The 23772-nt window shown below is 56.0% G+C and carries 26 protein-coding genes; 14 read left to right on the forward strand and 12 right to left on the reverse strand.

The annotated features are described in order from the left end of the window. Positions 1-75 precede the first annotated feature (75 nt). Complete coding sequence (gene gdhA, locus UR504_RS02965; RefSeq protein WP_302234757.1) at positions 76-1419, forward strand: NADP-specific glutamate dehydrogenase; 1344 nt, start codon at positions 76-78, stop codon at positions 1417-1419. A 25-nt stretch (positions 1420-1444) separates the two neighbouring features. Here the strand turns inward: gdhA and UR504_RS02970 are convergent, their stop codons facing one another. The 3 genes from UR504_RS02970 to UR504_RS02980 form a co-directional block, all read right to left on the reverse strand. Beyond that, on the reverse strand, positions 1445-3352 hold the full coding sequence (locus UR504_RS02970) for a DNA topoisomerase III (RefSeq protein ID WP_302234756.1): 1908 nt from the start codon (positions 3350-3352) through the stop codon (positions 1445-1447). Between the two features lie 4 nt (positions 3353-3356). Beyond that, positions 3357-4400 carry a selenide, water dikinase SelD gene (selD, locus tag UR504_RS02975; protein ID WP_115874797.1) on the reverse strand — a complete coding sequence of 348 codons (1044 nt, stop codon included), beginning with the start codon at positions 4398-4400 and terminating at the stop codon, positions 3357-3359. Between the two features lie 114 nt (positions 4401-4514). Beyond that, complete coding sequence (locus tag UR504_RS02980; protein ID WP_115874796.1) at positions 4515-5066, reverse strand: NAD(P)H nitroreductase; 552 nt, start codon at positions 5064-5066, stop codon at positions 4515-4517. 167 nt (positions 5067-5233) lie between these two features. Between UR504_RS02980 and sppA the strand changes: the two genes are divergently transcribed. From sppA to pncA, 3 genes are all read left to right on the forward strand, one after another. Then, entirely contained in the window at positions 5234-7090 is a 1857-nt protein-coding gene (gene sppA / locus UR504_RS02985; RefSeq protein ID WP_136194699.1) for a signal peptide peptidase SppA, read from the forward strand. 62 nt (positions 7091-7152) lie between these two features. Further along, positions 7153-8169: an asparaginase gene (ansA, locus tag UR504_RS02990; protein ID WP_008500705.1), complete on the forward strand. Its 1017-nt coding sequence runs from the start codon at positions 7153-7155 to the stop codon at positions 8167-8169. A 9-nt stretch (positions 8170-8178) separates the two neighbouring features. After that, positions 8179-8820, forward strand: a complete 642-nt coding sequence (gene pncA, locus UR504_RS02995; RefSeq protein ID WP_302234755.1) for a bifunctional nicotinamidase/pyrazinamidase — start codon at positions 8179-8181, stop codon at positions 8818-8820. A gap of 45 nt (positions 8821-8865) precedes the next feature. Here the strand turns inward: pncA and UR504_RS03000 are convergent, their stop codons facing one another. Both UR504_RS03000 and msrB read right to left on the reverse strand, forming a co-directional pair. After that, complete coding sequence (locus UR504_RS03000) at positions 8866-9129, reverse strand: YeaC family protein (protein WP_249429466.1); 264 nt, start codon at positions 9127-9129, stop codon at positions 8866-8868. 56 nt (positions 9130-9185) lie between these two features. Further along, on the reverse strand, positions 9186-9599 hold the full coding sequence (gene msrB / locus UR504_RS03005) for a peptide-methionine (R)-S-oxide reductase MsrB (RefSeq protein WP_008500710.1): 414 nt from the start codon (positions 9597-9599) through the stop codon (positions 9186-9188). Positions 9600-9939: 340 nt separating this feature from the next. Between msrB and gapA the strand changes: the two genes are divergently transcribed. Both gapA and UR504_RS03015 read left to right on the forward strand, forming a co-directional pair. Continuing rightward, entirely contained in the window at positions 9940-10935 is a 996-nt protein-coding gene (gene gapA, locus UR504_RS03010) for a glyceraldehyde-3-phosphate dehydrogenase (protein ID WP_014831506.1), read from the forward strand. Between the two features lie 73 nt (positions 10936-11008). Further along, a complete protein-coding gene (locus UR504_RS03015) occupies positions 11009-11893 on the forward strand; it encodes a D-hexose-6-phosphate mutarotase (protein ID WP_115874792.1) in 885 nt (294 codons plus the stop codon). A gap of 78 nt (positions 11894-11971) precedes the next feature. Here the strand turns inward: UR504_RS03015 and UR504_RS03020 are convergent, their stop codons facing one another. Then, complete coding sequence (locus tag UR504_RS03020; RefSeq protein WP_302234754.1) at positions 11972-12718, reverse strand: MipA/OmpV family protein; 747 nt, start codon at positions 12716-12718, stop codon at positions 11972-11974. A gap of 431 nt (positions 12719-13149) precedes the next feature. Here UR504_RS03020 and yeaG point away from each other — a divergent pair, with 431 nt between their 5' ends. The 3 genes from yeaG (at position 13150) to UR504_RS03035 (ending at position 17041) form a co-directional block, all read left to right on the forward strand. Beyond that, a complete protein-coding gene (gene yeaG / locus UR504_RS03025) occupies positions 13150-15084 on the forward strand; it encodes a protein kinase YeaG (protein WP_008500713.1) in 1935 nt (644 codons plus the stop codon). A 74-nt stretch (positions 15085-15158) separates the two neighbouring features. Further along, positions 15159-16442 carry a YeaH/YhbH family protein gene (locus UR504_RS03030; RefSeq protein ID WP_032651499.1) on the forward strand — a complete coding sequence of 428 codons (1284 nt, stop codon included), beginning with the start codon at positions 15159-15161 and terminating at the stop codon, positions 16440-16442. A 98-nt stretch (positions 16443-16540) separates the two neighbouring features. Continuing rightward, entirely contained in the window at positions 16541-17041 is a 501-nt protein-coding gene (locus UR504_RS03035) for a YbaK/prolyl-tRNA synthetase associated domain-containing protein (protein WP_302234753.1), read from the forward strand. Between the two features lie 20 nt (positions 17042-17061). On the opposite strand, the gene yoaI is transcribed toward UR504_RS03035, so the two are convergent. Continuing rightward, entirely contained in the window at positions 17062-17166 is a 105-nt protein-coding gene (gene yoaI / locus UR504_RS03040; RefSeq protein WP_111965575.1) for a small membrane protein YoaI, read from the reverse strand. 145 nt (positions 17167-17311) lie between these two features. Here yoaI and UR504_RS03045 point away from each other — a divergent pair, with 145 nt between their 5' ends. After that, positions 17312-17758: a DUF441 domain-containing protein gene (locus tag UR504_RS03045; RefSeq protein ID WP_024908579.1), complete on the forward strand. Its 447-nt coding sequence runs from the start codon at positions 17312-17314 to the stop codon at positions 17756-17758. Here the strand turns inward: UR504_RS03045 and UR504_RS03050 are convergent. Then, positions 17742-18533 carry an AraC family transcriptional regulator gene (locus tag UR504_RS03050; RefSeq protein WP_302234752.1) on the reverse strand — a complete coding sequence of 264 codons (792 nt, stop codon included), beginning with the start codon at positions 18531-18533 and terminating at the stop codon, positions 17742-17744. The two genes, UR504_RS03045 and UR504_RS03050, sit on opposite strands and share 17 nt — an antisense overlap. Before the next feature lie 99 nt (positions 18534-18632). Here UR504_RS03050 and UR504_RS03055 point away from each other — a divergent pair, with 99 nt between their 5' ends. After that, positions 18633-19820 carry a CynX/NimT family MFS transporter gene (locus UR504_RS03055; protein ID WP_302234751.1) on the forward strand — a complete coding sequence of 396 codons (1188 nt, stop codon included), beginning with the start codon at positions 18633-18635 and terminating at the stop codon, positions 19818-19820. A gap of 31 nt (positions 19821-19851) precedes the next feature. On the opposite strand, the gene UR504_RS03060 is transcribed toward UR504_RS03055, so the two are convergent. Further along, the gene (locus tag UR504_RS03060) at positions 19852-20559 is read right to left on the reverse strand and encodes a CTP synthase (protein ID WP_127730432.1); all 708 of its coding nucleotides are present in this window, start codon (positions 20557-20559) and stop codon (positions 19852-19854) included. 101 nt (positions 20560-20660) lie between these two features. On the opposite strand from UR504_RS03060, the gene UR504_RS03065 reads away from it, so the two are divergent. Continuing rightward, positions 20661-21005: a DUF488 domain-containing protein gene (locus tag UR504_RS03065; RefSeq protein ID WP_302234750.1), complete on the forward strand. Its 345-nt coding sequence runs from the start codon at positions 20661-20663 to the stop codon at positions 21003-21005. Here UR504_RS03065 and UR504_RS03070 read toward each other — a convergent pair whose 3' ends face one another. Both UR504_RS03070 and UR504_RS03075 read right to left on the reverse strand, forming a co-directional pair. Then, entirely contained in the window at positions 21006-21311 is a 306-nt protein-coding gene (locus tag UR504_RS03070) for a hypothetical protein (protein WP_302234749.1), read from the reverse strand. A gap of 80 nt (positions 21312-21391) precedes the next feature. Next, positions 21392-21646, reverse strand: coding sequence for a DUF333 domain-containing protein (locus UR504_RS03075; protein WP_133294185.1), 255 nt, complete (start codon positions 21644-21646; stop codon positions 21392-21394). Positions 21647-21955: 309 nt separating this feature from the next. On the opposite strand from UR504_RS03075, the gene UR504_RS03080 reads away from it, so the two are divergent. Both UR504_RS03080 and UR504_RS03085 read left to right on the forward strand, forming a co-directional pair. Next, positions 21956-22984, forward strand: coding sequence for a sensor domain-containing diguanylate cyclase (locus tag UR504_RS03080; RefSeq protein ID WP_127732765.1), 1029 nt, complete (start codon positions 21956-21958; stop codon positions 22982-22984). A gap of 45 nt (positions 22985-23029) precedes the next feature. Further along, positions 23030-23128: a YoaK family small membrane protein gene (locus tag UR504_RS03085; RefSeq protein WP_029739841.1), complete on the forward strand. Its 99-nt coding sequence runs from the start codon at positions 23030-23032 to the stop codon at positions 23126-23128. 131 nt (positions 23129-23259) lie between these two features. Here the strand turns inward: UR504_RS03085 and UR504_RS03090 are convergent, their stop codons facing one another. Beyond that, a complete protein-coding gene (locus UR504_RS03090; protein ID WP_008500746.1) occupies positions 23260-23508 on the reverse strand; it encodes a GlsB/YeaQ/YmgE family stress response membrane protein in 249 nt (82 codons plus the stop codon). Positions 23509-23772 lie beyond the last annotated feature (264 nt).

Consider the following 23772-nt stretch of genomic DNA (forward strand, 5'->3'; position numbering starts at 1 on the left):
GGGTGTTATAGTCAAAAAAACAACACAAATCGCATAAGTCATATACAAACATTATTATAAGAGGTTCTTATATCTATGGATCAGACACGCTCTCTGGAAAGTTTCCTTGCCCACGTTCAGCAGCGCGACCCGCACCAAAGCGAGTTCGCGCAGGCCGTGCGTGAAGTGATGACCACCCTGTGGCCCTTCCTTGAACAAAACCCGCGCTATCGCCAGATGTCTTTGCTCGAACGCCTGGTCGAGCCAGAGCGCGTGATCCAGTTCCGCGTGACGTGGGTTGACGATCGCAATCAGGTGCAGGTTAACCGCGCGTGGCGCGTACAGTTCAACTCGGCCATCGGCCCGTTTAAGGGCGGCATGCGTTTCCATCCGTCCGTGAACCTGTCGATTCTGAAATTCCTCGGCTTCGAGCAGACCTTTAAAAACGCCCTCACCACGCTGCCCATGGGCGGCGGGAAAGGCGGCAGCGATTTCGACCCGAAAGGCAAAAGCGAAGGTGAAATCATGCGTTTCTGCCAGGCGCTGATGACCGAACTCTATCGCCATCTTGGTCCTGACACCGACGTGCCTGCCGGTGATATCGGCGTGGGCGGGCGTGAAGTAGGCTTTATGGCCGGGATGATGAAAAAGCTCTCCAACAACAGCGCCTGCGTCTTTACCGGTAAGGGGCTGTCGTTTGGCGGGAGCCTGATCCGCCCGGAAGCGACCGGGTACGGCCTGGTTTACTTCACCGAGGCCATGCTCAAGCGCCACGGTTTAGGCTTTGAAGGCATGCGCGTCGCGGTGTCCGGCTCCGGTAACGTGGCGCAGTACGCGATTGAGAAAGCGATGCAGTTTGGCGCTCGCGTAGTGACCGCCTCTGATTCCAGCGGAACGGTGGTGGATGAAGCGGGCTTCACGGCAGAGAAGCTGGCACGCCTGTGTGAAATCAAAGCCAGCCGCGATGGACGCGTGGCGGATTACGCCCGGGAGTTTGGCTTGACGTATCTTAAAGGCAAACAGCCGTGGGGCGTGCCGGTGGATATCGCCCTGCCGTGCGCCACGCAGAACGAGCTGGATGCAGACGCCGCGCGCACGCTGATTAGCAATGGCGTGAAGGCGGTAGCCGAAGGGGCGAACATGCCGACCACTATCGAAGCGACGGATCTGTTCCTGGAAGCGGGCGTACTGTTTGCACCGGGCAAGGCCGCCAACGCGGGTGGCGTGGCGACGTCCGGCCTGGAGATGGCGCAAAACGCCGCGCGTCTCGGCTGGAAGGCGGAAAAAGTGGATGCCCGCCTGCATCACATCATGCTGGATATTCACCATGCCTGCGTGGAGTACGGCGGCGAGGCATCGCAAACCAACTACGTGCGCGGGGCGAATATCGCCGGATTCGTGAAGGTGGCGGATGCGATGATTGGGCAGGGTGTGATTTAAGGTTTATAGCGTGCGGCCGGGCGTATCAGGCCGCGCTCTTTTTCTTTTTAAACGGTTTCTTCGCGCCACCACCGGGTGCAACCATCCCTCTGAACGTTTTCACCGGCGTGCTGCGCGCCTGATCGATCAGCTGGTAAAGCGTCCCGACCAGCGGCTGCATAAAGTCCTGATAGCGACACTGCTTCTCGCTGATCTGCGTCAGCACCGATTCCCAGTGCGCGGTCATGTCCGGCCTGGCGGCCAGCTCCGGCAGGGAATGAATCAGCGCGCGTCCCGGCTCGGTCGAATGGATATAGCGCCCCTTCTTCTCAAGAAAACCGCGCTTAAAGAGCAGCTCGATGATCCCCGCTCGCGTTGCTTCCGTACCCAGACCGTCGGTGGCGCGCAGGATCTTCTTCAGATCTTTATCCTGCACGAACCGGGCGATCCCGGTCATCGCCGACAGCAGCGTCGCATCGGTGAAATGGCGCGGCGGCTGGGTCTGGCGTTCCACCACTTCCCCTTTTTCACACAGCAGCTCGTCGTCTTTAGCGACGACGGGCAGCGGCGTGCCGTCGTTCTCCTCGTCACGCTCTTTGTTCCCCAGCAGGGTACGCCAGCCTGCTTCCGCGAGGAAACGGGCTTTGGCGATAAACTTTCCTTTCGCGATTTCCAGCTCGATCACGCATTTGCGGAACACCGCGTCCGGGCAGAACTGCATCAGGTACTGACGGGCGATCAGGTTGTAGACCTTCGCTTCGTTATCCGTCAGGTTGACGCTGCTGGCGCGCGCCGTCGGGATAATCGCGTGGTGGGCATCGACTTTTTTATCGTCCCAGCAGCGGTTATGGGTATCCGGATTCACCGCCGACTGCGGGAGCAGGTCCGGCGCGTGCACGCTGATGGCGTTCATCACCGAATGACGACCGGCAAAGTGCTCTTCCGGCAGATAGCGGCTGTCCGAACGCGGATAGGTGATCAGCTTGTGGGTTTCATAGAGCTTCTGGCAGATATCCAGCACGTTCTGCGCGCTGAGGCCAAAGCGCTTCGCGGCCTCAATCTGCAGGGCCGACAGCGAGAACGGCAGAGGCGCGGGTTCTGATTCCCGTTTATCGTTATAGCTGGTGACGATAGCGGGCTGTCCGGTAATGCGGTTAACCACATGATCCGCCAGCGGACGATGGAGCAGACGCCCCTCTTCATCCTGATACGACTCGCAGGCATCGCTCGGCTGCCAGACGGCGGTAAAGCGCTCGTCCTTAGGCGTGACGATATGCGCTTTCACCTCAAAGAAATCTTTGGCGACGAAGTTTTCAATCTCTTCATCACGACGCACGACCAGCCCCAGCACCGGCGTCTGCACGCGCCCCACGGAGAGCACGCCCTGATAGCCCGCGTTGCGCCCGAGGATGGTATAGGCGCGGGTCATGTTGATACCGTACAGCCAGTCGGCGCGCGCGCGGGCCAGCGCGGAGACGCACAGCGGGATAAATTCGCTGTTGGCGCGCAGGCGCGAAATGGCTCGCTCCACCGCCTGCGGGTTGAGGTCGTTGATCAGACAGCGCTGCACCTGCTGGCGCTTTTCCGGCGCCAGCTCAAGATAGTCCAGCACCTCATCCACCAGCAGCTGTCCTTCCCTGTCCGGGTCACCCGCGTGCACGATTTCATCGGCTTCATGCAGGAAGCGCTTGATCACGTTGAGCTGTTTGGTCACCGAAGGTCGGGGCTGCAGGCGCCATTTTTCAGGCACGATGGGCAGATCGTTCAAATTCCAGCGGGCGTAGCGGCTGTCATAGACATCCGGCTGCGCCTGCTCAAGCAGGTGACCAATACACCATGTGACCACCTGCCCGTTACCGCATTCGATAAAGCCGTCGCCTTTGCGATGCGGCTTAGGCAGCACGTCGGCGATGGCACGGGCCAGGCTCGGCTTTTCGGCAATAAACAACCGCATCGAATTAACGGATCTCAATCATCGGTCGGCCACCGCGCGCGGTCACCAGCTCGCCGATTGCCGTCAGGGTAATGCCGAACTCGGCGGCCGTAGCCTGAACCTCGGCTTCGGATTCCGGCGTCACCGCCAGCAGCAGGCCGCCGGAGGTTTGCGGATCGCACAGCAGGTTGCGCCACTCCTCAGGCATTTCGCCCATCAGGTGACCGTAGCTGGCGAAGTTACGCTGGGTACCGCCCGGAACCGCGCCCTGAGCAATATACTCTTCCACGCCCGGCAGCTTCGGCACGTCCTTATACCAGACCTGCGCCTGCACGCCCGCGCCCTGACACACCTCGGAGAGGTGTCCCAGCAGACCAAAACCGGTCACGTCGGTCATCGCCTTCACGCCGTCGATATTGGCAAACGCCGCACCGGCGAGGTTCATCTGGCACATGACTTCGGTTGCCAGCCCTTTGTGCTCCGGTTTCAGCAGGGATTTTTTCTCGGCGGTGGTCAGCACGCCAATGCCCAGCGGCTTGGTGAGAAACAGCTTGCAGCCCGCCTGCGCGGTGCTGTTGCGCTTCACGCGTTCGGTCGGCACCACGCCGGTAACGGCCAGGCCGAAGATAGGCTCCGGCGCATCGATAGAGTGACCGCCGGCCAGCGCAATTCCCGCCTGCTGGCAGGCGAAACGGCCGCCATCAATCACTTCACGGGCCACTTCCGGCGGGATGGTGTTGATCGGCCAGCCCAGAATGGCGATCGCCATAATCGGCTTACCGCCCATTGCGAAGATATCGCTGATGGCGTTGGTGGCCGCAATGCGTCCGAAGTCGAACGGGTTGTCGACAATCGGCATAAAGAAGTCGGTGGTACTGATAATGCTGGTGCCGTTACCTAAGTCATAAACTGCAGCATCGTCACGCGTTTCATTGCCGACAAGCAGGTTCGGGTCGACAAACTTCGCCTGTTCGCTGTGCAGGATGGTCTCCAGCACTTTCGGGGAAATTTTACAACCGCAACCGGCTCCGTGGCTGTACTGCGTTAAACGAATGGTTTGCTCGCTCATGGACGTCTCCTGTCATCTCAATCGCGCTATGGTAGCGCTCATTCCATAAAGAGGTAAGTATGACTGTCTGAATTCTGCGGCAGATGCTCAGAATCCAGACAGTTTAGCGCGTTATCAGAAACGGCTGACGAAAGGCGTGGTGTCCGGCACGCTGATGGTGCTGGAGGCTTTAAGCTGCGGAGTACCGAGATAGAGGAAGCCGACAATTTTGTCATGCTCGCCACAGGAGAATCCTTCCCGTACGGCTGCGCTCTCCGTCAGCGGCCCGGTGCGCCAGATGCCGTTGAAGCCCTGCGCGACGGCGGCCATTTGCATCGCCATTACCGCACAGCCCGCGGACATTTCCTGCTCCCAGACCGGCACCTTATGGTCGGCCTGGCATTTCGCCAAGACAGCAATAATCATCGGTGCACGGAACGGGGCATTGCGCGCCTTGTCGATGCCCTTCTCATCCTGCCCGGCGGCCACCGCCCCCTGCTCCAGCAGCTGGCTGAAACGATCGCGGCCTTCGCCTTCAATTACAAAGAAGTGCCACGGCTGCAGTGTGCCATGATCGGGGGCACGCATGCCGGCACGCAGAATGTTCTCCAGCTGCTCGCCTGCCGGGGCAGGTTCGGCCAGACGGGAAGCGCTACGGCGGTTAACAAGCAGTTCGAGTGCGTCCATTGGTTAACTCCTTTCTTGAAATTTACTCACAAAATTAACACGACGGCAGATTTTGTTACAGCCTGGCAGGCGATTCCTGCTGACAAGTGGCGGTTGGGTCATTACGATAACCCAACATTACCGTCCAGTGGCGACGGAAACAGTCATTTTCTGGTTAGGGAGAATACATGCGAACCCTTTGGCGAATCATTGCCGGTTTCTTTAAATGGACGTGGCGACTGCTCAACTTCGTCCGCAACCTGGTGATGAACATTTTCTTCATTTTTCTGGTTCTGGTTTGCGCGGGAATCTGGATGCACATCAGCAACGCGAATCAGGCGCAGCATTCGACTCGCGGGGCGCTGTTACTCGATATCACCGGCGTTATTGTTGATAAACCTTCCGCCAGCAGCCGTCTGGGCGTAATCAGCCGTCAGCTGTTTGGCGCGACATCAGACCGCCTGCAGGAAAATTCCCTGTTCGATATCGTCGATACCATCCGTCAGGCCAAAGATGACCGCAACATCACCGGCATCGTGCTGGATCTGAAAGATTTTGCCGGTGGCGATCAGCCTTCCATGCAGTACATCGGTAAAGCGCTGCGCGAGTTCCGCGACAGCGGCAAGCCGGTGATTGCCGTGGGCGACAGCTACAGCCAGGGGCAATATTATCTGGCGAGCTTCGCCAATAAGATCTGGCTCTCCCCGCAGGGCACGGTCGATCTGCACGGCTTTGCCACCAACGGCCTGTACTATAAATCGCTGCTCGACAAGCTGAAGGTCACCACCCACGTCTTCCGCGTCGGTACGTACAAATCTGCCGTGGAGCCGTTTATCCGCGACGATATGTCCCCTGCCGCCCGCGAAGCAGATAGCCGCTGGATTGGCGAGCTGTGGCAGAACTATCTCGGCACCGTTGCCGCTAACCGTCAGATTACGCCTGAGCAGGTGTTCCCTGGCGCGCAGGGCTTGCTCGAAGGCCTGCGTAAGGTTGACGGTGATACCGCAAAATATGCGCTCGATAACAAACTGGTTGATGCCCTGGGCACCAGCGCCGAGATTGAAAAATCCCTGAGCAAACAGTTTGGCTGGAGCAAAGAGGACAAAAATTACAGCGCCATCAGCATGTATGATTACTCGACGAAAAAACCGGATGAGAACGGTGACAGCGTCGCGGTGGTCTTTGCCAACGGTGCGATCATGGACGGTCAGGAGACCCCGGGGAACGTGGGCGGCGATACTACCGCGTCGCAAATCCGCGATGCTCGCCTCGATCCGAAAGTGAAGGCAATTGTCCTGCGGGTCAACAGCCCTGGCGGCAGCGTCAGCGCCTCAGAGGTGATCCGTGCTGAACTGGCCGCGGCCCGCGCCGCAGGCAAGCCGGTCGTCGTCTCAATGGGCGGAATGGCCGCCTCCGGAGGTTACTGGATCTCCACGCCAGCCAACTACATCGTGGCTAACCCAAGCACGCTGACCGGCTCGATTGGCATCTTCGGGGTGATCAACACCGTGGAAAACAGCCTGGATTCTCTGGGCGTGCATACCGATGGTGTAGCAACCTCTCCGCTGGCGGATGTGTCGGTGACCAAATCCCTGCCGCCGGAAGTTTCTGAGATGATGCAGCTCAGCATTGAGAACGGCTATAAACGCTTTATCACCCTGGTCGCGGACTCGCGTAAAAAGACGCCTGAGCAGATCGACCAGATTGCACAGGGCCACGTCTGGACCGGCCAGGATGCGAAGAGCAACGGTCTGGTCGACAGTCTGGGTGACTTCGATGACGCGGTGAAGAAAGCCGCCGAACTAGCGAAGCTGAAACAGTGGCATATCGAGTATTACCAGGACGAACCGTCGTTCTTCGATATGGTCATGGACAGCATGTCCGGCTCGGTACGTGCCATGCTGCCGGAGGCGCTGCAGGCTTACCTGCCTGCGCCGGTCGCCACGGCGGCAAAAGCGATGAAGGCAGAAAGCGATAAGCTTGCGGCCTTTAACGATCCACAGAGTCGTTACGCGTTTTGCCTGACCTGCGCGAACGTCCGTTAAAACCGTCCCCTCTTCCCGCGAAGAGGGGATTTTTTTCTTTTGAAGAACAAGAACTCACTACCATGCAGAAGAAATCGATTTATGTAGCCTACACTGGCGGTACCATCGGTATGCAGCGCTCCGAAAACGGCTATATCCCCGTCTCCGGCCACCTGCAGCGTCAGCTTGCGCTGATGCCCGAATTCCACCGTCCGGAAATGCCTGACTTTACCATCCACGAATACGAGCCGCTGATGGACTCCTCCGACATGACGCCGGAAGACTGGCAGCATATCGCGGATGATATTAAAGCCCATTACGACCAGTACGACGGCTTCGTGATCCTGCACGGCACCGACACCATGGCGTTTACCGCCTCGGCGCTCTCCTTCATGCTGGAGAACCTGAGCAAGCCGGTTATCGTTACCGGGTCGCAAATTCCGCTGGCGGAGCTGCGCTCGGACGGGCAGATCAACCTGCTGAACTCCCTGTACGTGGCGGCGAATTACCCGATTAACGAAGTGTCGCTGTTCTTTAACAACCGTCTGTATCGCGGGAACCGCACCACCAAAGCCCACGCCGACGGCTTTGACGCCTTTGCCTCACCCAACCTGCAGCCGCTGCTGGAGGCCGGGATTCATATCCGTCGTCTGGGAACCCCTCCTGCGCCGAACACCGCGGGCGAGCTGATTGTGCATCCGATTACCCCGCAACCGATTGGCGTGGTCACCATTTATCCGGGTATCTCTGCGGACGTGGTGCGTAACTTCCTGCGCCAGCCGGTGAAGGCGCTTATCCTGCGCTCCTACGGCGTGGGCAATGCGCCGCAAAACGGCGAGTTTCTGAAAGAGCTTCAGGAAGCCAGCGAGCGCGGAATTGTGGTCGTTAACCTGACCCAGTGTATGTCCGGTAAAGTGAATATGGGGGGCTATGCCACCGGCAACGCGCTGGCGCATGCGGGCGTGATCAGCGGCTTCGATATGACCGTTGAGGCAACGCTGACTAAACTTCACTATTTACTGAGTCAGGATCTGGACATTCAGTCCATTCGCAGCGCGATGATGCAAAACCTGCGCGGCGAACTGACCCCGGACGAATAAGGAGGTCTCATGAAGCAACGCGCCCTGCTACTGGTCGATTTGCAAAATGATTTCTGCGCGGGCGGTGCGCTGGCCGTCGCCGAAGGTGACAGCACCGTTGACGTGGCCAACACGCTGATTGACTGGTGCAAAGCTCGCGGTGAAGCAGTTGTCGCAAGCCAGGACTGGCACCCGGCAAATCACGGCAGCTTTGCCAGCCAGCACAACGTAGAGCCCTTCACCCGGGGTGAACTCGACGGGCTGGCGCAAACTTTCTGGCCGGATCACTGCGTACAGCAAACGGAAGGCGCGGCGCTGCATCCGCTTCTGAATCAAAAGGCCATCGATGCGGTGTTCCATAAAGGTGAAAACCCGGCTATCGACAGCTATAGCGCGTTTTTTGATAACGGGCATCGCCAGAAAACGGCGCTGGACGCCTGGTTGCGTCACCACGAAATCACGGAGCTGATCGTACTGGGCCTGGCGACGGACTACTGCGTGAAGTTCACCGTGCTGGATGCGCTTCAGCTTGGCTACACCGTCAGCGTCATCACCGACGGCTGCCGCGGGGTGAACATTCAACCACAGGACAGCGCTCAGGCGTTTATGGATATGGCTGCGGAAGGCGCAACCCTGTATACACTCGAAGACTGGCTGGAAACGCAGGCATAGTCTTTTACGCCCTCTCCCTGTAGGAGAGGGCATCAACCCGCACCGTTATTGCATTTTAATCGTCGCAATCGGCTTCGGCGTGATACCGAAGTCCTCTTTCAGCTCGCGCTTGCTCTTCATCACCATCTGGCCTTTGGTGTCGATCGTCATGTGCTGTGCGTCGGTGTTATTGCGCGCCTGCCACAGCATCACCAGCTGCAAACTGTTCTCTTTTTGATCCGGCGTCAGCGCAACGCCGTCGGGCCATTTTCCCAGCTCCACGGCGGTCACCAGACGCTGATAAATCTCCGGCGTCATGCCGCTAATCATGTCATCAATATTCACACTCGCGCCCTTTCAAAGGAATAATTTGCTGAATCGTTTTTTCAACCCTTAATCTGGTCACCGTTTTCATCATCGGTGAAGCTCATTGAGGCTGAATTTACGCAGAAACGCTCGCCGGTAGGCTGAGGTCCATCCGGGAAAACGTGCCCAAGGTGCGCGTCGCAGTTGCCGCAGCGAATTTCCGTACGCACCATGCCGTGCGACGAGTCGGTCAGATAGCGGATTGCCTCATCGCTCACCGGCTCATAGAAACTCGGCCAGCCGCAGCCAGAATCAAATTTCGTTTGTGAATTAAACAGCGGGGCATCACAGACCAGGCAGTGGTAGACGCCGTCCCGCTTGTTGTGCAGTAAACGCCCGGTGAACGGCGGTTCCGTTCCGTGATTCTGCGTCACGTAAAACTGCATTTCTGTGAGGTTTTTTTTCAAATCGTCAGGGTTACGTTGGTTCGACATATGCTTACATCTCGCTGTAGAAACAGACATCTTTCAACCCGGATTCTAACAAAACATTAACACCCTTGCGTGCACTTTTGATCTAAACTTATGTGTCGCGAATAAGCGGTCAGGCAATTGTGATCACGTTCACATTTTTATCCTGCAAGGACTTTAAAATCCCGGCGCAGCCCCCATATGGGTGCAAGCTCAAAGGGAAAGTGAGGCGAGTCAGTCGCACAAACGTTAGTCACAGGATTGATTTGTCGCAATGATTGACACGATTCCGCTTGACGCTGCGTAAGGTTTTTGTAATTTTACAGGCAACCTTTTATTCACTAACAAATAGCTGGTGGAATATATGACTATCAAAGTAGGTATCAACGGTTTTGGCCGTATCGGCCGTATTGTTTTCCGTGCTGCTCAGAAACGTTCTGACATCGAAATCGTTGGTATCAACGATCTCCTGGACGCTGAATACATGGCGTACATGCTGAAGTACGACTCAACTCACGGTCGTTTCGACGGCACCGTTGAAGTGAAAGACGGCCACCTGGTTGTTAATGGCAAAACCATCCGCGTTACTGCTGAAAAAGACCCAGCTAACCTGAAATGGAACGAAATCGGTGTTGACGTTGTTGCTGAAGCAACCGGTATCTTCCTGACCGACGAAACTGCGCGTAAACACATCACCGCTGGTGCGAAAAAAGTTGTTCTGACTGGTCCTTCCAAAGACAACACCCCAATGTTCGTTCGTGGTGCAAACTTCGAAACTTACGCTGGCCAGGATATCGTCTCTAACGCATCCTGCACCACCAACTGCCTGGCACCGCTGGCTAAAGTTATCAACGACAACTTCGGCATCATCGAAGGTCTGATGACTACCGTTCACGCGACCACCGCTACTCAGAAAACCGTTGATGGCCCGTCTCACAAAGACTGGCGCGGCGGCCGTGGCGCGGCTCAGAACATCATCCCATCCTCTACCGGTGCTGCTAAAGCTGTAGGTAAAGTACTGCCAGAACTGAATGGCAAACTGACTGGTATGGCGTTCCGCGTTCCAACTCCTAACGTATCCGTTGTTGACCTGACCGTTCGTCTGGAAAAAGCTGCTTCTTATGAAGAAATTAAGAAAGCAATCAAAGCTGCTTCCGAAGGCGCAATGAAAGGCGTTCTGGGCTACACCGAAGACGACGTTGTTTCTACCGACTTCAACGGCGAAGTGTGCACTTCCGTGTTCGATGCTAAAGCAGGTATCGCACTGAACGACAACTTCGTTAAACTGGTTTCCTGGTACGACAACGAAACTGGCTACTCTAACAAAGTACTGGACCTGATCGCTCACATCTCCAAATAAGTTGAGATGAGTGCTTGATCCAAAAAGGCGACTTCGGTCGCCTTTTTTTATTTATAAGACAGAGGATTGCTTAATGATTAATAAAATTTTTGCACTTCCGGTAGTCGAACAGCTTACCCCTGTGCTCTCCCGCCGTCAGATTGACGGTGCTGATATCATCGTCGTTGACCATCCGCGTGTTAAAGCGTCCGTGGCGCTGAATGGCGCTCACCTGCTCTCCTGGAAACCGGAAGGCGAAGCCGAAGGTTTGTGGCTGAGCGATGCGACCTCCTTCAAAAAAGGGGCAGCGATCCGCGGTGGCGTGCCTATCTGCTGGCCGTGGTTCGGCCCGTCAGCCCAGCAGGGTTTGCCTTCTCACGGTTTTGCCCGTAACCAGCAGTGGACCCTGAAAGCGCACAACGAAGACGATAACGGCGCCGTGCTGACCTTTGAGCTGCAGGCTAATGATGAAACCCGCGCCCTGTGGCCGCACGATTTCACCCTGTATGCCCGCTTCAAGCTGGGTAAAACCTGCGAAATCGAACTGGAAGCTCACGGCGAGTTCGAGACCACCTCTGCCCTGCACACCTATTTCAACGTGGGTGATATCAGCGCAGTGAAGGTGAGCGGCCTGGGCGATACCTATATCGATAAAGTCGATAACGCGAAAGAAGGCAAACTGAGCGACGGCGTTCAGGCATTCCCTGACCGTACCGACCGCGTCTACCTGCACCCGGAAGCGTGTAGCGTGATCCACGACGGCGCCCTGAACCGCGGCATTGAAGTGGTCCATCATCATCACAGCGATGTGGTGGGCTGGAACCCGGGTCCTGCGCTGTCCGTCAGCATGGCCGACATGACGGATGAGGGTTATAAAACGTTTGTCTGCGTGGAAACGGCTCGCGTGACCAACCCGCAGAAAGCGAGTGAAGAAAAACCGTCTCGTTTAGGGCAGACGATTCGCATTGTGAAGCGATAATTCCTCTGCACCACGCTAAAGCAAACGGGGCGCAAGCGCCCCGTTTTGATGCATAGATTGCACTAAATTAATGCACAATCAGAACTTGTAGCTCACACCCACAGAGAAGATGCCTGCCCAGGACTTATCGACCATCGGGCTATCCTTCACTTCGTCGCTCAGACGCTCGTAGCGGCCGGTACCGTACACGCTCCAGTCGCCAAGGAAGTTGTAGCTCGCTGTCAGCTCCAGGTAAGGATCCCAGCCGTCATCTGCACTATAACTTTTCAGACCACTGCGGCGGGACTCGTTTTTAGAGACGCCGTAGTAATAGTCGTTGTAGTTCTCGCTGTTGTACTGCACACCAATACCCGGCGTCAGGGTCAGCCCACCGTTGGTATAGCGGTACAGCCACGCCAGGTCCCAGATAAAGCCGTTGCTATTATCCAGCGTGTCGCCCGCCAGGGCCGTACGCAGGAAGCCATACTCGGTGTTATGCACGTATGAGAGCCCGGCCATCATCGAGCTTTTACGCTTGTCGAGCTGGCGAAGCGCGTGGCTGTCGCTGTCACCCGGCTTGAAGTGCGTTGGGTCGTAGTAGGCCATGATGGATAGCTTATCGGCCTTGTCATTCCAGAGATAGTAGCCGCCGCCGAGCCCGCGGAACCAGAAGTTATCGCCTTCATAAGTGATAACGGGAACAGGATAAACATCTCGGTCATACTGTTTGTACGGGCTGTTAATGACGCCAACACCCGCGCCTGCCGTCCACTGACTTTCCGCCTGTGCGGTACTTACTGCGGTCGCGGCAAGGATGCCTAATGCCAGAAGTTTGAGTTTGGTCACAATCCATTCTTTCCTGTAGTCAAATAATCAGCGGGTGAAGTGTAACCGCCATTCCCGTACATCCCAAAATTTTTTGCCTGCTAATCAGTCTGATTAACCCGTTATTCTTAACTTTTCAGATGACAACACGCTTTCATTTATATGACCGCTGAATGAAAAGCGTGCATTTGTCTTATAACGACAGTGGAAATTTTTGGATGAGTTATTGATATGTCATTGAAAGTAGATTTTGTGGGCATGCAAGTTTTGCAAATGCCATCTACGCTTTAATTTAAGAAGAGTTTTCCTGAACACCCTGCGGTTCTTAGCGTCTGACCTGGCATACAGGTTGCTGCTCTGGCAGTGAGGTGCGAGAGATTCTCTTCCGGGAGCCTCCACTACTCATACGAACGGCTCTTATCCTGTGCTAAAAAACGAAAGGACGGCATGCCATGAATATATTCGATCACTATCGCCAGCGCTATGAAGCTGCCAAGGACGAAGAGTTCACACTGCAGGAGTTTCTTACCATCTGTCGGCAAGATCGCAGTGCCTATGCCAATGCGGCAGAACGGCTATTGATGGCTATTGGTGAGCCAAACATGGTTGACACTGCCCTGGAACCCCGGCTTTCCCGTCTCTTTTCGAATCGGGTGGTCGCCCGATATCCGGCGTTTGAAGAGTTCTATGGTATGGAAGATGCCATCGAACAGATTGTCTCCTATCTGAAGCATGCCGCTCAGGGTCTGGAAGAGAAGAAACAGATCCTCTATTTACTCGGCCCCGTGGGCGGCGGTAAATCCTCGCTGGCGGAACGCCTGAAGTCGCTGATGCAGCGCGTGCCTATCTATGTGCTGAGCGCCAACGGCGAGCGCAGCCCGGTGAATGACCATCCGCTGTGCCTGTTCAATCCGCAGGAAGATGCGCAGATTCTGGATAAAGAATACGGTATTCCGCGTCGCTACCTCGGCACCATCATGTCGCCGTGGGCGGCAAAACGCCTGCACGAGTTTGGTGGCGATATCACCAAATTCCGCGTGGTGAAGGTCTGGCCATCTATCCTTGAACAGATCGCCATCGCCAAAACTGAACCCGGCGATGAGAACAACCAGGACATCTCGGCGCTGGTGGGTAAAGTTGACATCCGCAAGCTGGAAAACTTCGCGCAAAACGATCCGGATGCCTACGGTTACTCAGGCGCGCTGTGCCGGGCTAACCAGGGGATCATGGAGTTCGTTGAGATGTTTAAAGCACCGATTAAAGTGCTGCATCCGCTGCTGACGGCTACCCAGGAAGGCAACTACAACGGGACGGAAGGTATCTCCGCCCTGCCGTTTAACGGGATTATTCTCGCCCACTCGAACGAATCTGAATGGGTGACCTTCCGTAATAACAAAAACAATGAGGCCTTCCTTGACCGCGTGTACATCGTCAAGGTGCCTTACTGCCTGCGGATCTCTGAAGAGATCAAAATTTACGAGAAACTGCTTAACCACAGTGAGCTTGTGCACGCTCCCTGCGCGCCGGGCACGCTGGAAACGCTGTCACGCTTCTCCATTCTTTCGCGCCTGAAAGAGCCGGAAAACTCCAGCATTTACTCAAAAATGCGCGTCTATGACGGTGAGAGCCTGAAAGATACCGACCCGAAAGCGAAGTCGTATCAGGAATATCGCGACTATGCCGGGGTTGATGAGGGGATGAACGGTCTGTCCACGCGTTTCGCGTTTAAGATCCTCTCCCGCGTCTTTAACTTCGACCATGCGGAAGTGGCGGCCAACCCGGTTCACCTGTTCTACGTGCTGGAACAGCAAATCGAACGCGAACAGTTCCCGCAGGAGCAGGCTGAACGCTATCTTGAGTTCCTGAAAGGTTACCTGATCCCGAAATACGCCGAGTTCATTGGCAAAGAGATCCAGACGGCCTACCTGGAATCCTATTCAGAGTACGGGCAGAACATTTTCGACCGTTATGTCACTTACGCTGACTTCTGGATCCAGGATCAGGAGTACCGCGACCCGGATACCGGCCAGCTGTTTGACCGTGAATCCCTGAACGCGGAGCTGGAAAAAATCGAGAAGCCTGCCGGGATCAGCAACCCGAAAGACTTCCGTAATGAGATTGTGAACTTCGTCCTGCGCGCCAGAGCGCATAACAACGGGCGCAATCCGAACTGGACTAGCTACGAGAAACTGCGCACGGTCATTGAGAAGAAAATGTTCTCCAATACCGAAGAGCTGCTGCCGGTGATCTCGTTTAACGCCAAAACCTCAACCGATGAACAGAAAAAACACGACGATTTTGTCGACCGTATGATGGAAAAAGGCTACACCCGCAAACAGGTCCGCCTGCTCTGCGAATGGTACCTGCGCGTGCGTAAATCGTCTTAAAACAAGTGCCCGGCGGCGCTTAGAGCCTGCCGGGCCTACAAAATGCAAGTTGGCAAATGCAGTACGGGGGGTATATGACCTGGTTTATTGACCGGCGTCTTAACGGCAAAAACAAGAGCACGGTGAACCGCCAGCGCTTCTTGCGTCGTTATAAAGCGCAAATTAAACAGTCTATCTCCGAGGCCATCAACAAACGCTCGGTGACCGACGTCGACAGCGGCGAGTCTGTCTCCATCCCCACCGATGACATCAGCGAACCGATGTTTCATCAGGGGCGAGGCGGCCTGCGCCATCGCGTACACCCAGGTAATGACCACTTCGTTCAGAACGACAGAATTGAGCGCCCTCAGGGCGGCGGAGGTGGTTCAGGAAGCGGTCAGGGACAGGCCAGCCAGGACGGTGAAGGTCAGGACGAATTTGTCTTCCAGATTTCAAAAGATGAATATCTCGACCTGCTGTTCGAAGACCTGGCGCTGCCGAATCTGAAAAAGAATCAGCATCGTCAGCTTAATGAATATAAAACCCACCGCGCGGGCTACACCGCCAACGGCGTACCCGCCAACATCAGCGTCGTACGTTCGCTGCAGAATTCGCTGGCGCGACGCACGGCCATGACGGCAGGAAAACGGCGCGAGCTGCGCGAGCTGGAGAGCAGCCTGAAGGTGGTGGAAAACACGGAACCGGCGCAACTGCTGGAAGAGGAGCGCCTGCGTAAAGAGATTGCAGAGCTGAGGGCGAAGATCGAACGGGTCCCGTTTATCGACACCTTTGACCTGCGCTACAAGAACTACGAAAAACGCCCTGAGCCCTCCAGCCAGGCGGTGATGTTCTGTCTGATGGACGTGTCCGGCTCGATGGACCAGGCAACCAAGGATATGGCGAAGCGTTTTTATATTTTGCTCTACCTTTTCCTGAGCAGAACCTATAAGAACGTGGAGGTGGTCTATATCCGCCACCACACCCAGGCGAAGGAGGTGGATGAACATGAGTTCTTCTACTCTCAGGAAACCGGGGGGACCATCGTCTCGAGCGCGCTGAAGCTGATGGATGAAGTGGTCAAAGAGCGCTACGACCCGGCGCAGTGGAATATTTATGCTGCGCAGGCGTCGGACGGCGATAACTGGGCCGACGACTCACCGCTGTGTCACGAGATTCTGGCGAAGAAAATTCTGCCTGTGGTGCGTTACTACAGCTATATCGAAATCACCCGCCGCGCGCACCAGACCCTGTGGCGAGAATATGAGCATCTGCAGGCGATGTTCGACAATTTTGCCATGCAGCATATCCGTGACCAGGATGATATTTATCCGGTGTTCAGGGAGCTGTTCCACAAGCAGTCTGCTACCAGCAACGCATAATCCAACAGCCAGCGAGCCCGCTGGCTGTTTTCTTTCGACCCCGCTCATCCCGTGCTAATGTAGAACGCTGCATACTGGATTATCACCGGGAAATCGTTATGACTGATGACGTTATTGGGGCAGGAACCCACCAGCAACTGATTACCTTACTCACCGAGCAGGGCGCGCGGTTTCGCGTCATGGAGCACGAGGCTGTCGGGAAATGTGAAGCGGTAAGTGACATTCGCGGGACCGACCTGCGGCAAGGCGCAAAAGCCCTGGTCTGCAAGGTGAAGGGAAACGGCGTAAAAAAACACGTTCTGGCGATCCTCGCCGCCGATCTGCAGGCTGACCTGAGCCAGCTTGCAAGCCATTTTGGCGGGCTAAAAGCCTCCCTCGCCAGCCCGGCGGAAGTCGATGCCCTGACCGCCTGCGTTTTCGGCGCTATCCCGCCCTTTAGCTTCCATCCTGATTTGGCACTGGTTGCCGACCCGCTGCTGTTCGAGCGTTTTGACGAAATCGCGTTTAACGCCGGCCTGCTGGAGAAATCCGTGATTATGGATACCCAGGATTACCTGCGCATCGCCCGTCCTGAGCTTGTCACCTTCCATAAAGCGTAACTGCGATGGCTGACGCCCTGTCAGCCTTTTCGTTCCAGAAACAGCACGGAGGCAACGAGAATAGCGGCAATAGCGAAAAACGATGAGGAGATAATCAGCGTTTCAACAAACATGTGATCGTTCATGATGGCGACCCCTTTTGCGATATCTGCTTTCGTTTTAATCCGCGTAAATGACAAGGTAATGACAACGATAAAATCTTTTTAAAACTGTTCTCTGCCGCGTTTGCGCGTACAGTAAACAGAACAATTTTTCTGGCAAGGATTCCTTATGTTTGACCCTACTCTGCTCATTCTTCTGGCACTGGCCGCGCTCGGCTTTGTCAGCCATAACACCACCGTCGCCATCTCGATTCTGGTGCTGATTATTGTGCGCGTGACCCCGTTAAATACCTTTTTCCCGTGGATAGAAAAACAAGGCCTCACCATCGGGATCATTATCTTGACCATTGGGGTAATGGCGCCGATCGCCAGCGGCACCCTTCCCGCATCAACCCTGCTGCACTCGTTTGTAAACTGGAAATCGCTGGTGGCGATCGCGGTGGGGATTTTTGTTTCGTGGCTGGGGGGACGCGGCGTTACGCTGATGAGCAGCCAGCCCTCGCTGGTGGCGGGTCTGCTGGTGGGCACCGTGCTGGGCGTGGCGCTCTTTCGTGGCGTACCGGTCGGCCCGCTGATTGCGGCAGGCCTTGTCTCTCTGTTTATCGGGAAGTCGTAGTCAGGCTGGCCATATAACGCGCTGGCGTCTGGCCCAGTCCCTTTCTGAACATGGTGATAAACGCGGTGGTAGAGTCATAGCCCAGTGACTGGGCCACCTGCTGTACCGATTTCCCGCCGATCAGGTGCTGTAATGCCACAATCAGCTGCAGCTGGTGACGCCAGCGGCGAAAGCTTAAGCCGGTCTCTTTCACCACCAGCCGCGCCAGGCTGCGTTCGCTCATGGCGAAGTGGCTCGCCCACTGCGCCAGCGTCTGCCAGGCGGCGGGCTCTTCCGCCATTTTCTCGCTCATCAGCCGAATTTTGGGATGGGGCGAGACGGGCAGCTGCAGATGCTCCTGACGCTGGAGCGGCAGCTCGTCAAACAGGACGTCCACCAGACGCGAGGTGGCCGCGAGCTGCAGCTGATCACGAGATTTTTCCGCGAGCGATAAAATCAGCTCCCGCACCAGGGGGGAGATTTTCAGGGTACAGCAGCGCTCGGGCAGGCTGACGGCCCCCGGCTCAATAAACAAAAAGCAGAGCTGCGCGCCCGGCGTGGCCCTGTTGCTGTGCGGCATCTGGCCGGGGATCCAGACGGCATACTGAGGTGGAACCATCAGCATGGCATTTTCCACTTCACAGGTGATTGCGCCGCCGAGGGCAAGAATCAGCTGCCCCTTACGGTGATGATGCCGGGGAATATACTGTTCCTCCGCCACCACGCGGATGCGAAATGCGACGGCCGCATCGCACTGGCTATCAGGATCGTAGCCTTCCAGTCCCAGACCAATCATCAGTTTGTCCGATATGAGCGATAAACTGTCATTTTAGCCTGATTTCAACCGCTGATAAAATGGGTATTGTGTGCGCTCGCTTGAACGTATGAGAACATAATGACTACTGCTATTCGCACCTCAGGAAAACACGGCGCGCTGTTGATTGCAGGCATCCTGATGATTGCCACTACGCTTCGCGTTACCTTTACCGGCGCAGCGCCACTGCTCGACACTATTCGTCTTGATTATGGCTTAAGCACGGCGCAAACCGGTCTGCTGACCACCCTGCCCCTGCTGGCTTTCGCTATTGTCTCGCCGCTCGCCGCGGGCGTTGCCCGGCGTATCGGCATGGAGCGCAGCCTGTTTATCGCCCTGCTGCTGATTTGCGTCGGGATTGCCGTTCGCTCCCTGCCTTCCGCCGCTTTGCTTTTCACCGGAACGGCGATCGTCGGCTGCGGTATTGCACTCGGGAACGTGCTGTTACCCGGATTAATTAAGCGTGATTTTCCCGGCCAGGTGGCGAAGCTCACCGGCGCCTATTCCCTGACGATGGGCGTCTCGGCGGCGTTCGGTTCGGCAATGATCGTTCCCCTGGCACAGGGTAGCGCTGGCTGGCATGGCGCGCTGCTGATGCTGATGGCGTTTCCGCTGGTCGCGCTGCTGCTCTGGCTGCCCCAGTGGCGTCAGAAACACGTCGCAACGGTAACGGCCGCAGGCGCGCTGCATAACCGCGCGATCTGGCGCTCGGCCCTCGCCTGGCAGGTCACGCTCTTTTTGGGGATAAACTCGCTGATTTACTACGTCATCATCGGCTGGCTGCCGGCGATACTGCTGAGCCACGGCTACAGCGAAGCGCAGGCTGGCTCGGTGCACGGTCTGTTGCAGCTGGCTACGGCCGTGCCGGGACTCGCCGTTCCGCTGATCCTCCACCGTCTGAAAGACCAGCGGGCGATCGCAGGCGCGGTGGCGCTGATGTGCGCGATAAGCGCGGCGGGATTATGGTTTCTGCCGGGCATGGCGGTGATGTGGACGCTGGTGTTTGGCTTTGGCACAGGGGCAACGATGATCCTCGGCCTGACGTTCATCGGTCTGCGCGCCAGTTCTGCACACCAGGCGGCGGCGTTGTCCGGCATGGCGCAGTCGATTGGCTATCTGCTCGCCGCCTGCGGTCCCCCGCTGATGGGGAAAATTCACGATAGCGCGGGAGACTGGCAAATACCGCTTCTGGGCTGCGCCCTGGCCGCCGTGATAATGGCCCTCTGCGGCATCTTAGCCGGGCGAGACCGGGAGATCGCGCCCCGTTAAACAGTGTGGCAGACCCTCGGGTCTGCCTTTTTTACCCGCGAGCGGCGCGCAGCATCGCCTGCACCAGCACGACCGGACGCCCTTCGAGCGCGGCACGCTCGTGCTGGAATAAGGTGATCACGAAGAACGGGTGCGTAACCAGCTCCGCGGCGCGAATTTCCCCCCGATCGTCCCAGCCCGTAACATGCATATCACCGCTTTCCAGCGCCTGTGCAAACGCCGGCGACACGCCATAGTTACAGTGATACCCCTCTTCAATTTCCGGCTTGCCGTATGCTTTGGCGATCAGCGTATTTTTGCGCAGTTCAATCGCATCGGTTTTTTCCACCAGCGAGCAGGTCAGCGGCGCAATCACCATGGTGCCTTCGGTATCCGTCTCAGCGTGTGCCGCATCGGCCCAGCCCAGCACGTTTCGGGCATACTCAATCAGCGCGTGCTGGAACCCGCCGCAGGTGCCCAGGAACGGGATGCTGTTTTCACGGGCGTAGCGCGCGGCGATAAAAGCGGCCTCGGTGTTTTTGTAGGGGCTGGCAGGAACCAGCCAGATGGCATCGTAGCCCACCAGATCTTCAGGGCTAGTCAGCTCCGTGGTGGCCAGCCAGTCGTAATCGGCGGTGAGGTCAAGGACTGCGGCGGCGTCGTCAATGGCCAGCGGGATCGCCTGATGCGCAATAACATTGGGATTGTAATCGCCAACCAGCGCAATGCGCAGCGTCGTTTTAACCGGGAGGTGTTCCATGAAAGGTTCCTTATGCCAGAGTATTATCAGATAACATAAGGAACCTCAGACTACCGATCTTTTGCAATTATCACAATACCTTAAATTGGGAGGGTGAAATCATGATTCAGTGCAAACGCGTTTACGAACAGGCAGCTCCGGACGACGGCTATCGGGTGCTGGTGGACAAGCTCTGGCCGCGCGGGGTTAAAAAAACGGACCTCGTTTATGACGAATGGTGTAAAGCGCTCACGCCCTCGAATGAACTACGCAAGGCTTTTCATAGCGAAACCATTGATTTCGCCGCCTTCAGTAAGGCCTATTGGGAAGAGCTTGCGCAGCATGCTGACGAAGGAATACGTCTGGCGACGCTGGCGCGCAGGCAGACCGTCACCCTGCTCTTTGCTGCCAAAAACACGGAGCAAAATCACGCCCTGATCTTAGCCGACTGGCTGCGTCATCTGTGATCAGCCGATCGTCAGTTCATCCAGAGTTTGCGGCGCTTCATCCGGGGTGAGCGGCATCAGATGTTCGGCGCGTACAAACGCAAAGCCGTGCTGGTTGTCAAAGGCGTAGACATCACCCGTCACCAGCCAAAGCGCGCGATCTGCGGTGGCCGGTAATTGCGTCATCACGCCGTTGACCGGGTTAACAAAACGCAGACCAGGCTGGCAGAGGCCAAATAGCTCAACAGATTTACCAATATTGCGACGGCCTGACGCCGTGCGGGCACCCACGATCATCGCCATGCTGCCCGGTTTTAGCTGAAACATACTTCTCTCGCGGAAACGAATGCCAGAAACTGGCTAAGATTAATCCTAAAGAGAAGTGTATCGCAGGCGGTATCCGTCTGTCACCTGGTGGGTTGCGGACGATCGCGACGATAGAGCGTCCATTCATCGATTACTTCCCCGCCCGGTAATTTGCACTCGGTGCGAACGCCCTGCGGGCTTTGAATCGGGATCTGTTCCCCGCCTTTCTCCAGGCAGTAGACGGAGGCCGGGTTCGCCATACCAATAGCGTGCGGCGGTTTTGGCGCATCGGGTGGCGTGGGTTTTGCGGTACAGGCGGTCAGGGGAAGCGCCAGCGCCAGAAGCAGAAATCTCATCTCATTGATCCTTTTGACGTCATTACACCCTAAGGGTAACGGGTCATCGCCGCGTTCTCCATGATTTCTCCATTTTAACTGCACTTTTCAGCACTATAGTGTGGCATGTTCTCGATTTGACCAGAGAACATCATTCCGTAATCAAGATGTCTTTGCCCCGGTCTCAACAACGGGGCTTTTTTTCTCGCCTGCTCCCCGCTTCCTGCATATATTAAATTTTCTGTATTCATGTTTTACTATGCCTGAAGCCTAAAAACTCAGCATAACATGCAGATGCAGACGTCTTCTGCCTGGGAGTCATTCTACGTCATGTCGGATCTTATCCTCGCTCGCGTTTCAGAAACCCTTGCCACCGAGCAGTCCCTTGAAAGCCTCGTTCGCCAGCTGCTGGAGATGCTGGAGATTGTCACCGACATGGAGTCGACCTACCTGACGAAGGTCGATATCGAGGCGCGGCTGCAGCACATCCTCTACGCCCGCAACAGCAAGCAGATGACGATCCCGGAGGGGCTGAGCGTCCCATGGGACGAGACGCTGTGCAAGCGTGCGCTGGACAGTGACACGTTATTCAGCAATGACGTGCCCGAACGTTGGCCCGAGTGTGAAGCCGCAAAAGCGCTTGGCATTACGACCTACATGAGTATACCTGTCCATCTTGCGGATGGTTCACTCTACGGTACGCTCTGCGCCACCAGCACGGCCAGAAAGCCGCTTAGCGAGCGCGGGGAACAGGTTCTGAAGCTCTTCGCCGGGCTGATCGCCCAGTCCATTCAGAAAGAGTCGCTGGTAACCCAGCTTCGCGAAGCCAATGCGGCCCTCATCGCGCACTCCTACACGGATGCCCTTACCGGTTTACCCAACCGTCGCGCCATTTTTGAAGATCTGACCACGCTGTTTTCTCTGGCCCGGCACCTTAAGCGTAACGCCATCATCGCGTTCATCGATCTGAATGATTTCAAACTGATTAACGATCGTTACGGCCATGAGGCTGGCGACCAGTTCCTGATAGAAGTGGGCAAGCGTTTGACGGAAGAGAAACAGGAGGACGATATTATCGGCCGACTGGGCGGTGATGAATTTCTGGTCGCATCGCTGAGCCAGCTCCACGAGGACGGAGATAACGCGCAGGTTACGCTGCTCAAAACGCGCCTCAGCGCCTGTATCGCAGGCGAATACTGGCTGGGCAGCGTTCATATTATTTATCCGGGCGCCAGCCTTGGCGTTATCGAAGTGGACCCTGCCGCAACCGATCCTGACAGCGCATTACGCGACGCGGATGTCGCGATGTATCAGGATAAGAAAGGAAAAAGCAAAACACGCTTTCTCACTATGGATTAACCCCGTACACTCTACGGCGTTACAAAAACCGAAACAGGTGATGATATGAGAATAGGGATCCTCTTCCCGGTCGTTATTTTTATAACGGCGGTGATTTTTTTAGCGTGGTTTTTTGTCGGTGGTTACGCGGCGCCTGGGGCATAAATGAGAAAAACGACCCTCATTATGCTGATCGTTGCCATCGCGGCGTTTGCCGGCACCCAGCTTGGCTGGTGGTAAACGCCAATACGTAAAAAGGCCGCCATCTGGCAGCCTTTTTTCAACGCTTTTAAGCCTTAGCTTTTGATTTTTCTGTAGATAAACAGAACAACCAGCGCACCAATCACCGCGACGGCGAAACTGCCGAAGTTAAAGCCATCGACTTTGCCAAAACCGAACAGCGTACTGATCCAGCCGCCGACTACTGCGCCGACAATACCCAGTATTACGGTGACGATAAACCCACCGCCATCTTTGCCCGGCATGATCCACTTCGCCAGAATACCCGCAATAAGCCCAAAGATAATCCAGGATAAAATTCCCATAACTTTCCTCTCTGTATGGTTTTTGTCATTAAATCAACGACACAAAAAAGAATAGCACAGGATTTCAGAAAGGAAATTTGTGATAGGCGTCACAATGAGAGAGTGAGTGATTATTCATCAACAAAAAGAGCGTGCCACATAAACTGTGGGGTTGCATCTTTTGTTGAGAAAGATTATCTTTCTCAACACTGAATAGTTGAGCGAAATACTCAGGTATTCAGTACGACATTGCTCACATTGCTTCCAGTATTTCTTGCCCACTCC

The organism is Enterobacter sp. 241F3, assembly GCF_034106785.1.
Taxonomy (GTDB): Bacteria; Pseudomonadota; Gammaproteobacteria; order Enterobacterales; family Enterobacteriaceae; genus Enterobacter; species Enterobacter vonholyi.

Bases quoted from the DNA above. Each gene is read 5' to 3' on its own strand.
- gdhA (WP_302234757.1), top strand. From the start codon at position 76: ATGGATCAGACACGCTCTCTGGAAAGTTTCCTTGCCCACGTTCAGCAG.
- gapA (WP_014831506.1), top strand. From the start codon at position 9,940: ATGACTATCAAAGTAGGTATCAACGGTTTTGGCCGTATCGGCCGTATT.
- UR504_RS03085 (WP_029739841.1), top strand. From the start codon at position 23,030: ATGAGAATAGGGATCCTCTTCCCGGTCGTTATTTTTATAACGGCGGTG.
- ansA (WP_008500705.1), top strand. From the start codon at position 7,153: ATGCAGAAGAAATCGATTTATGTAGCCTACACTGGCGGTACCATCGGT.
- UR504_RS03055 (WP_302234751.1), top strand. From the start codon at position 18,633: ATGACTACTGCTATTCGCACCTCAGGAAAACACGGCGCGCTGTTGATT.
- UR504_RS03075 (WP_133294185.1), bottom strand. From the start codon at position 21,646: ATGAGATTTCTGCTTCTGGCGCTGGCGCTTCCCCTGACCGCCTGTACC.
- UR504_RS03065 (WP_302234750.1), top strand. From the start codon at position 20,661: ATGATTCAGTGCAAACGCGTTTACGAACAGGCAGCTCCGGACGACGGC.
- sppA (WP_136194699.1), top strand. From the start codon at position 5,234: ATGCGAACCCTTTGGCGAATCATTGCCGGTTTCTTTAAATGGACGTGG.
- UR504_RS03070 (WP_302234749.1), bottom strand. From the start codon at position 21,311: ATGTTTCAGCTAAAACCGGGCAGCATGGCGATGATCGTGGGTGCCCGC.
- UR504_RS02980 (WP_115874796.1), bottom strand. From the start codon at position 5,066: ATGGACGCACTCGAACTGCTTGTTAACCGCCGTAGCGCTTCCCGTCTG.
- UR504_RS03050 (WP_302234752.1), bottom strand. From the start codon at position 18,533: ATGATTGGTCTGGGACTGGAAGGCTACGATCCTGATAGCCAGTGCGAT.
- yoaI (WP_111965575.1), bottom strand. From the start codon at position 17,166: ATGAACGATCACATGTTTGTTGAAACGCTGATTATCTCCTCATCGTTT.
- UR504_RS03080 (WP_127732765.1), top strand. From the start codon at position 21,956: ATGTCGGATCTTATCCTCGCTCGCGTTTCAGAAACCCTTGCCACCGAG.
- UR504_RS03000 (WP_249429466.1), bottom strand. From the start codon at position 9,129: ATGATTAGCGGCATGACGCCGGAGATTTATCAGCGTCTGGTGACCGCC.
- UR504_RS03090 (WP_008500746.1), bottom strand. From the start codon at position 23,508: ATGGGAATTTTATCCTGGATTATCTTTGGGCTTATTGCGGGTATTCTG.
- selD (WP_115874797.1), bottom strand. From the start codon at position 4,400: ATGAGCGAGCAAACCATTCGTTTAACGCAGTACAGCCACGGAGCCGGT.
- UR504_RS03060 (WP_127730432.1), bottom strand. From the start codon at position 20,559: ATGGAACACCTCCCGGTTAAAACGACGCTGCGCATTGCGCTGGTTGGC.
- UR504_RS03030 (WP_032651499.1), top strand. From the start codon at position 15,159: ATGACCTGGTTTATTGACCGGCGTCTTAACGGCAAAAACAAGAGCACG.
- UR504_RS03015 (WP_115874792.1), top strand. From the start codon at position 11,009: ATGATTAATAAAATTTTTGCACTTCCGGTAGTCGAACAGCTTACCCCT.
- yeaG (WP_008500713.1), top strand. From the start codon at position 13,150: ATGAATATATTCGATCACTATCGCCAGCGCTATGAAGCTGCCAAGGAC.
- UR504_RS03035 (WP_302234753.1), top strand. From the start codon at position 16,541: ATGACTGATGACGTTATTGGGGCAGGAACCCACCAGCAACTGATTACC.
- pncA (WP_302234755.1), top strand. From the start codon at position 8,179: ATGAAGCAACGCGCCCTGCTACTGGTCGATTTGCAAAATGATTTCTGC.
- UR504_RS03045 (WP_024908579.1), top strand. From the start codon at position 17,312: ATGTTTGACCCTACTCTGCTCATTCTTCTGGCACTGGCCGCGCTCGGC.
- UR504_RS02970 (WP_302234756.1), bottom strand. From the start codon at position 3,352: ATGCGGTTGTTTATTGCCGAAAAGCCGAGCCTGGCCCGTGCCATCGCC.
- msrB (WP_008500710.1), bottom strand. From the start codon at position 9,599: ATGTCGAACCAACGTAACCCTGACGATTTGAAAAAAAACCTCACAGAA.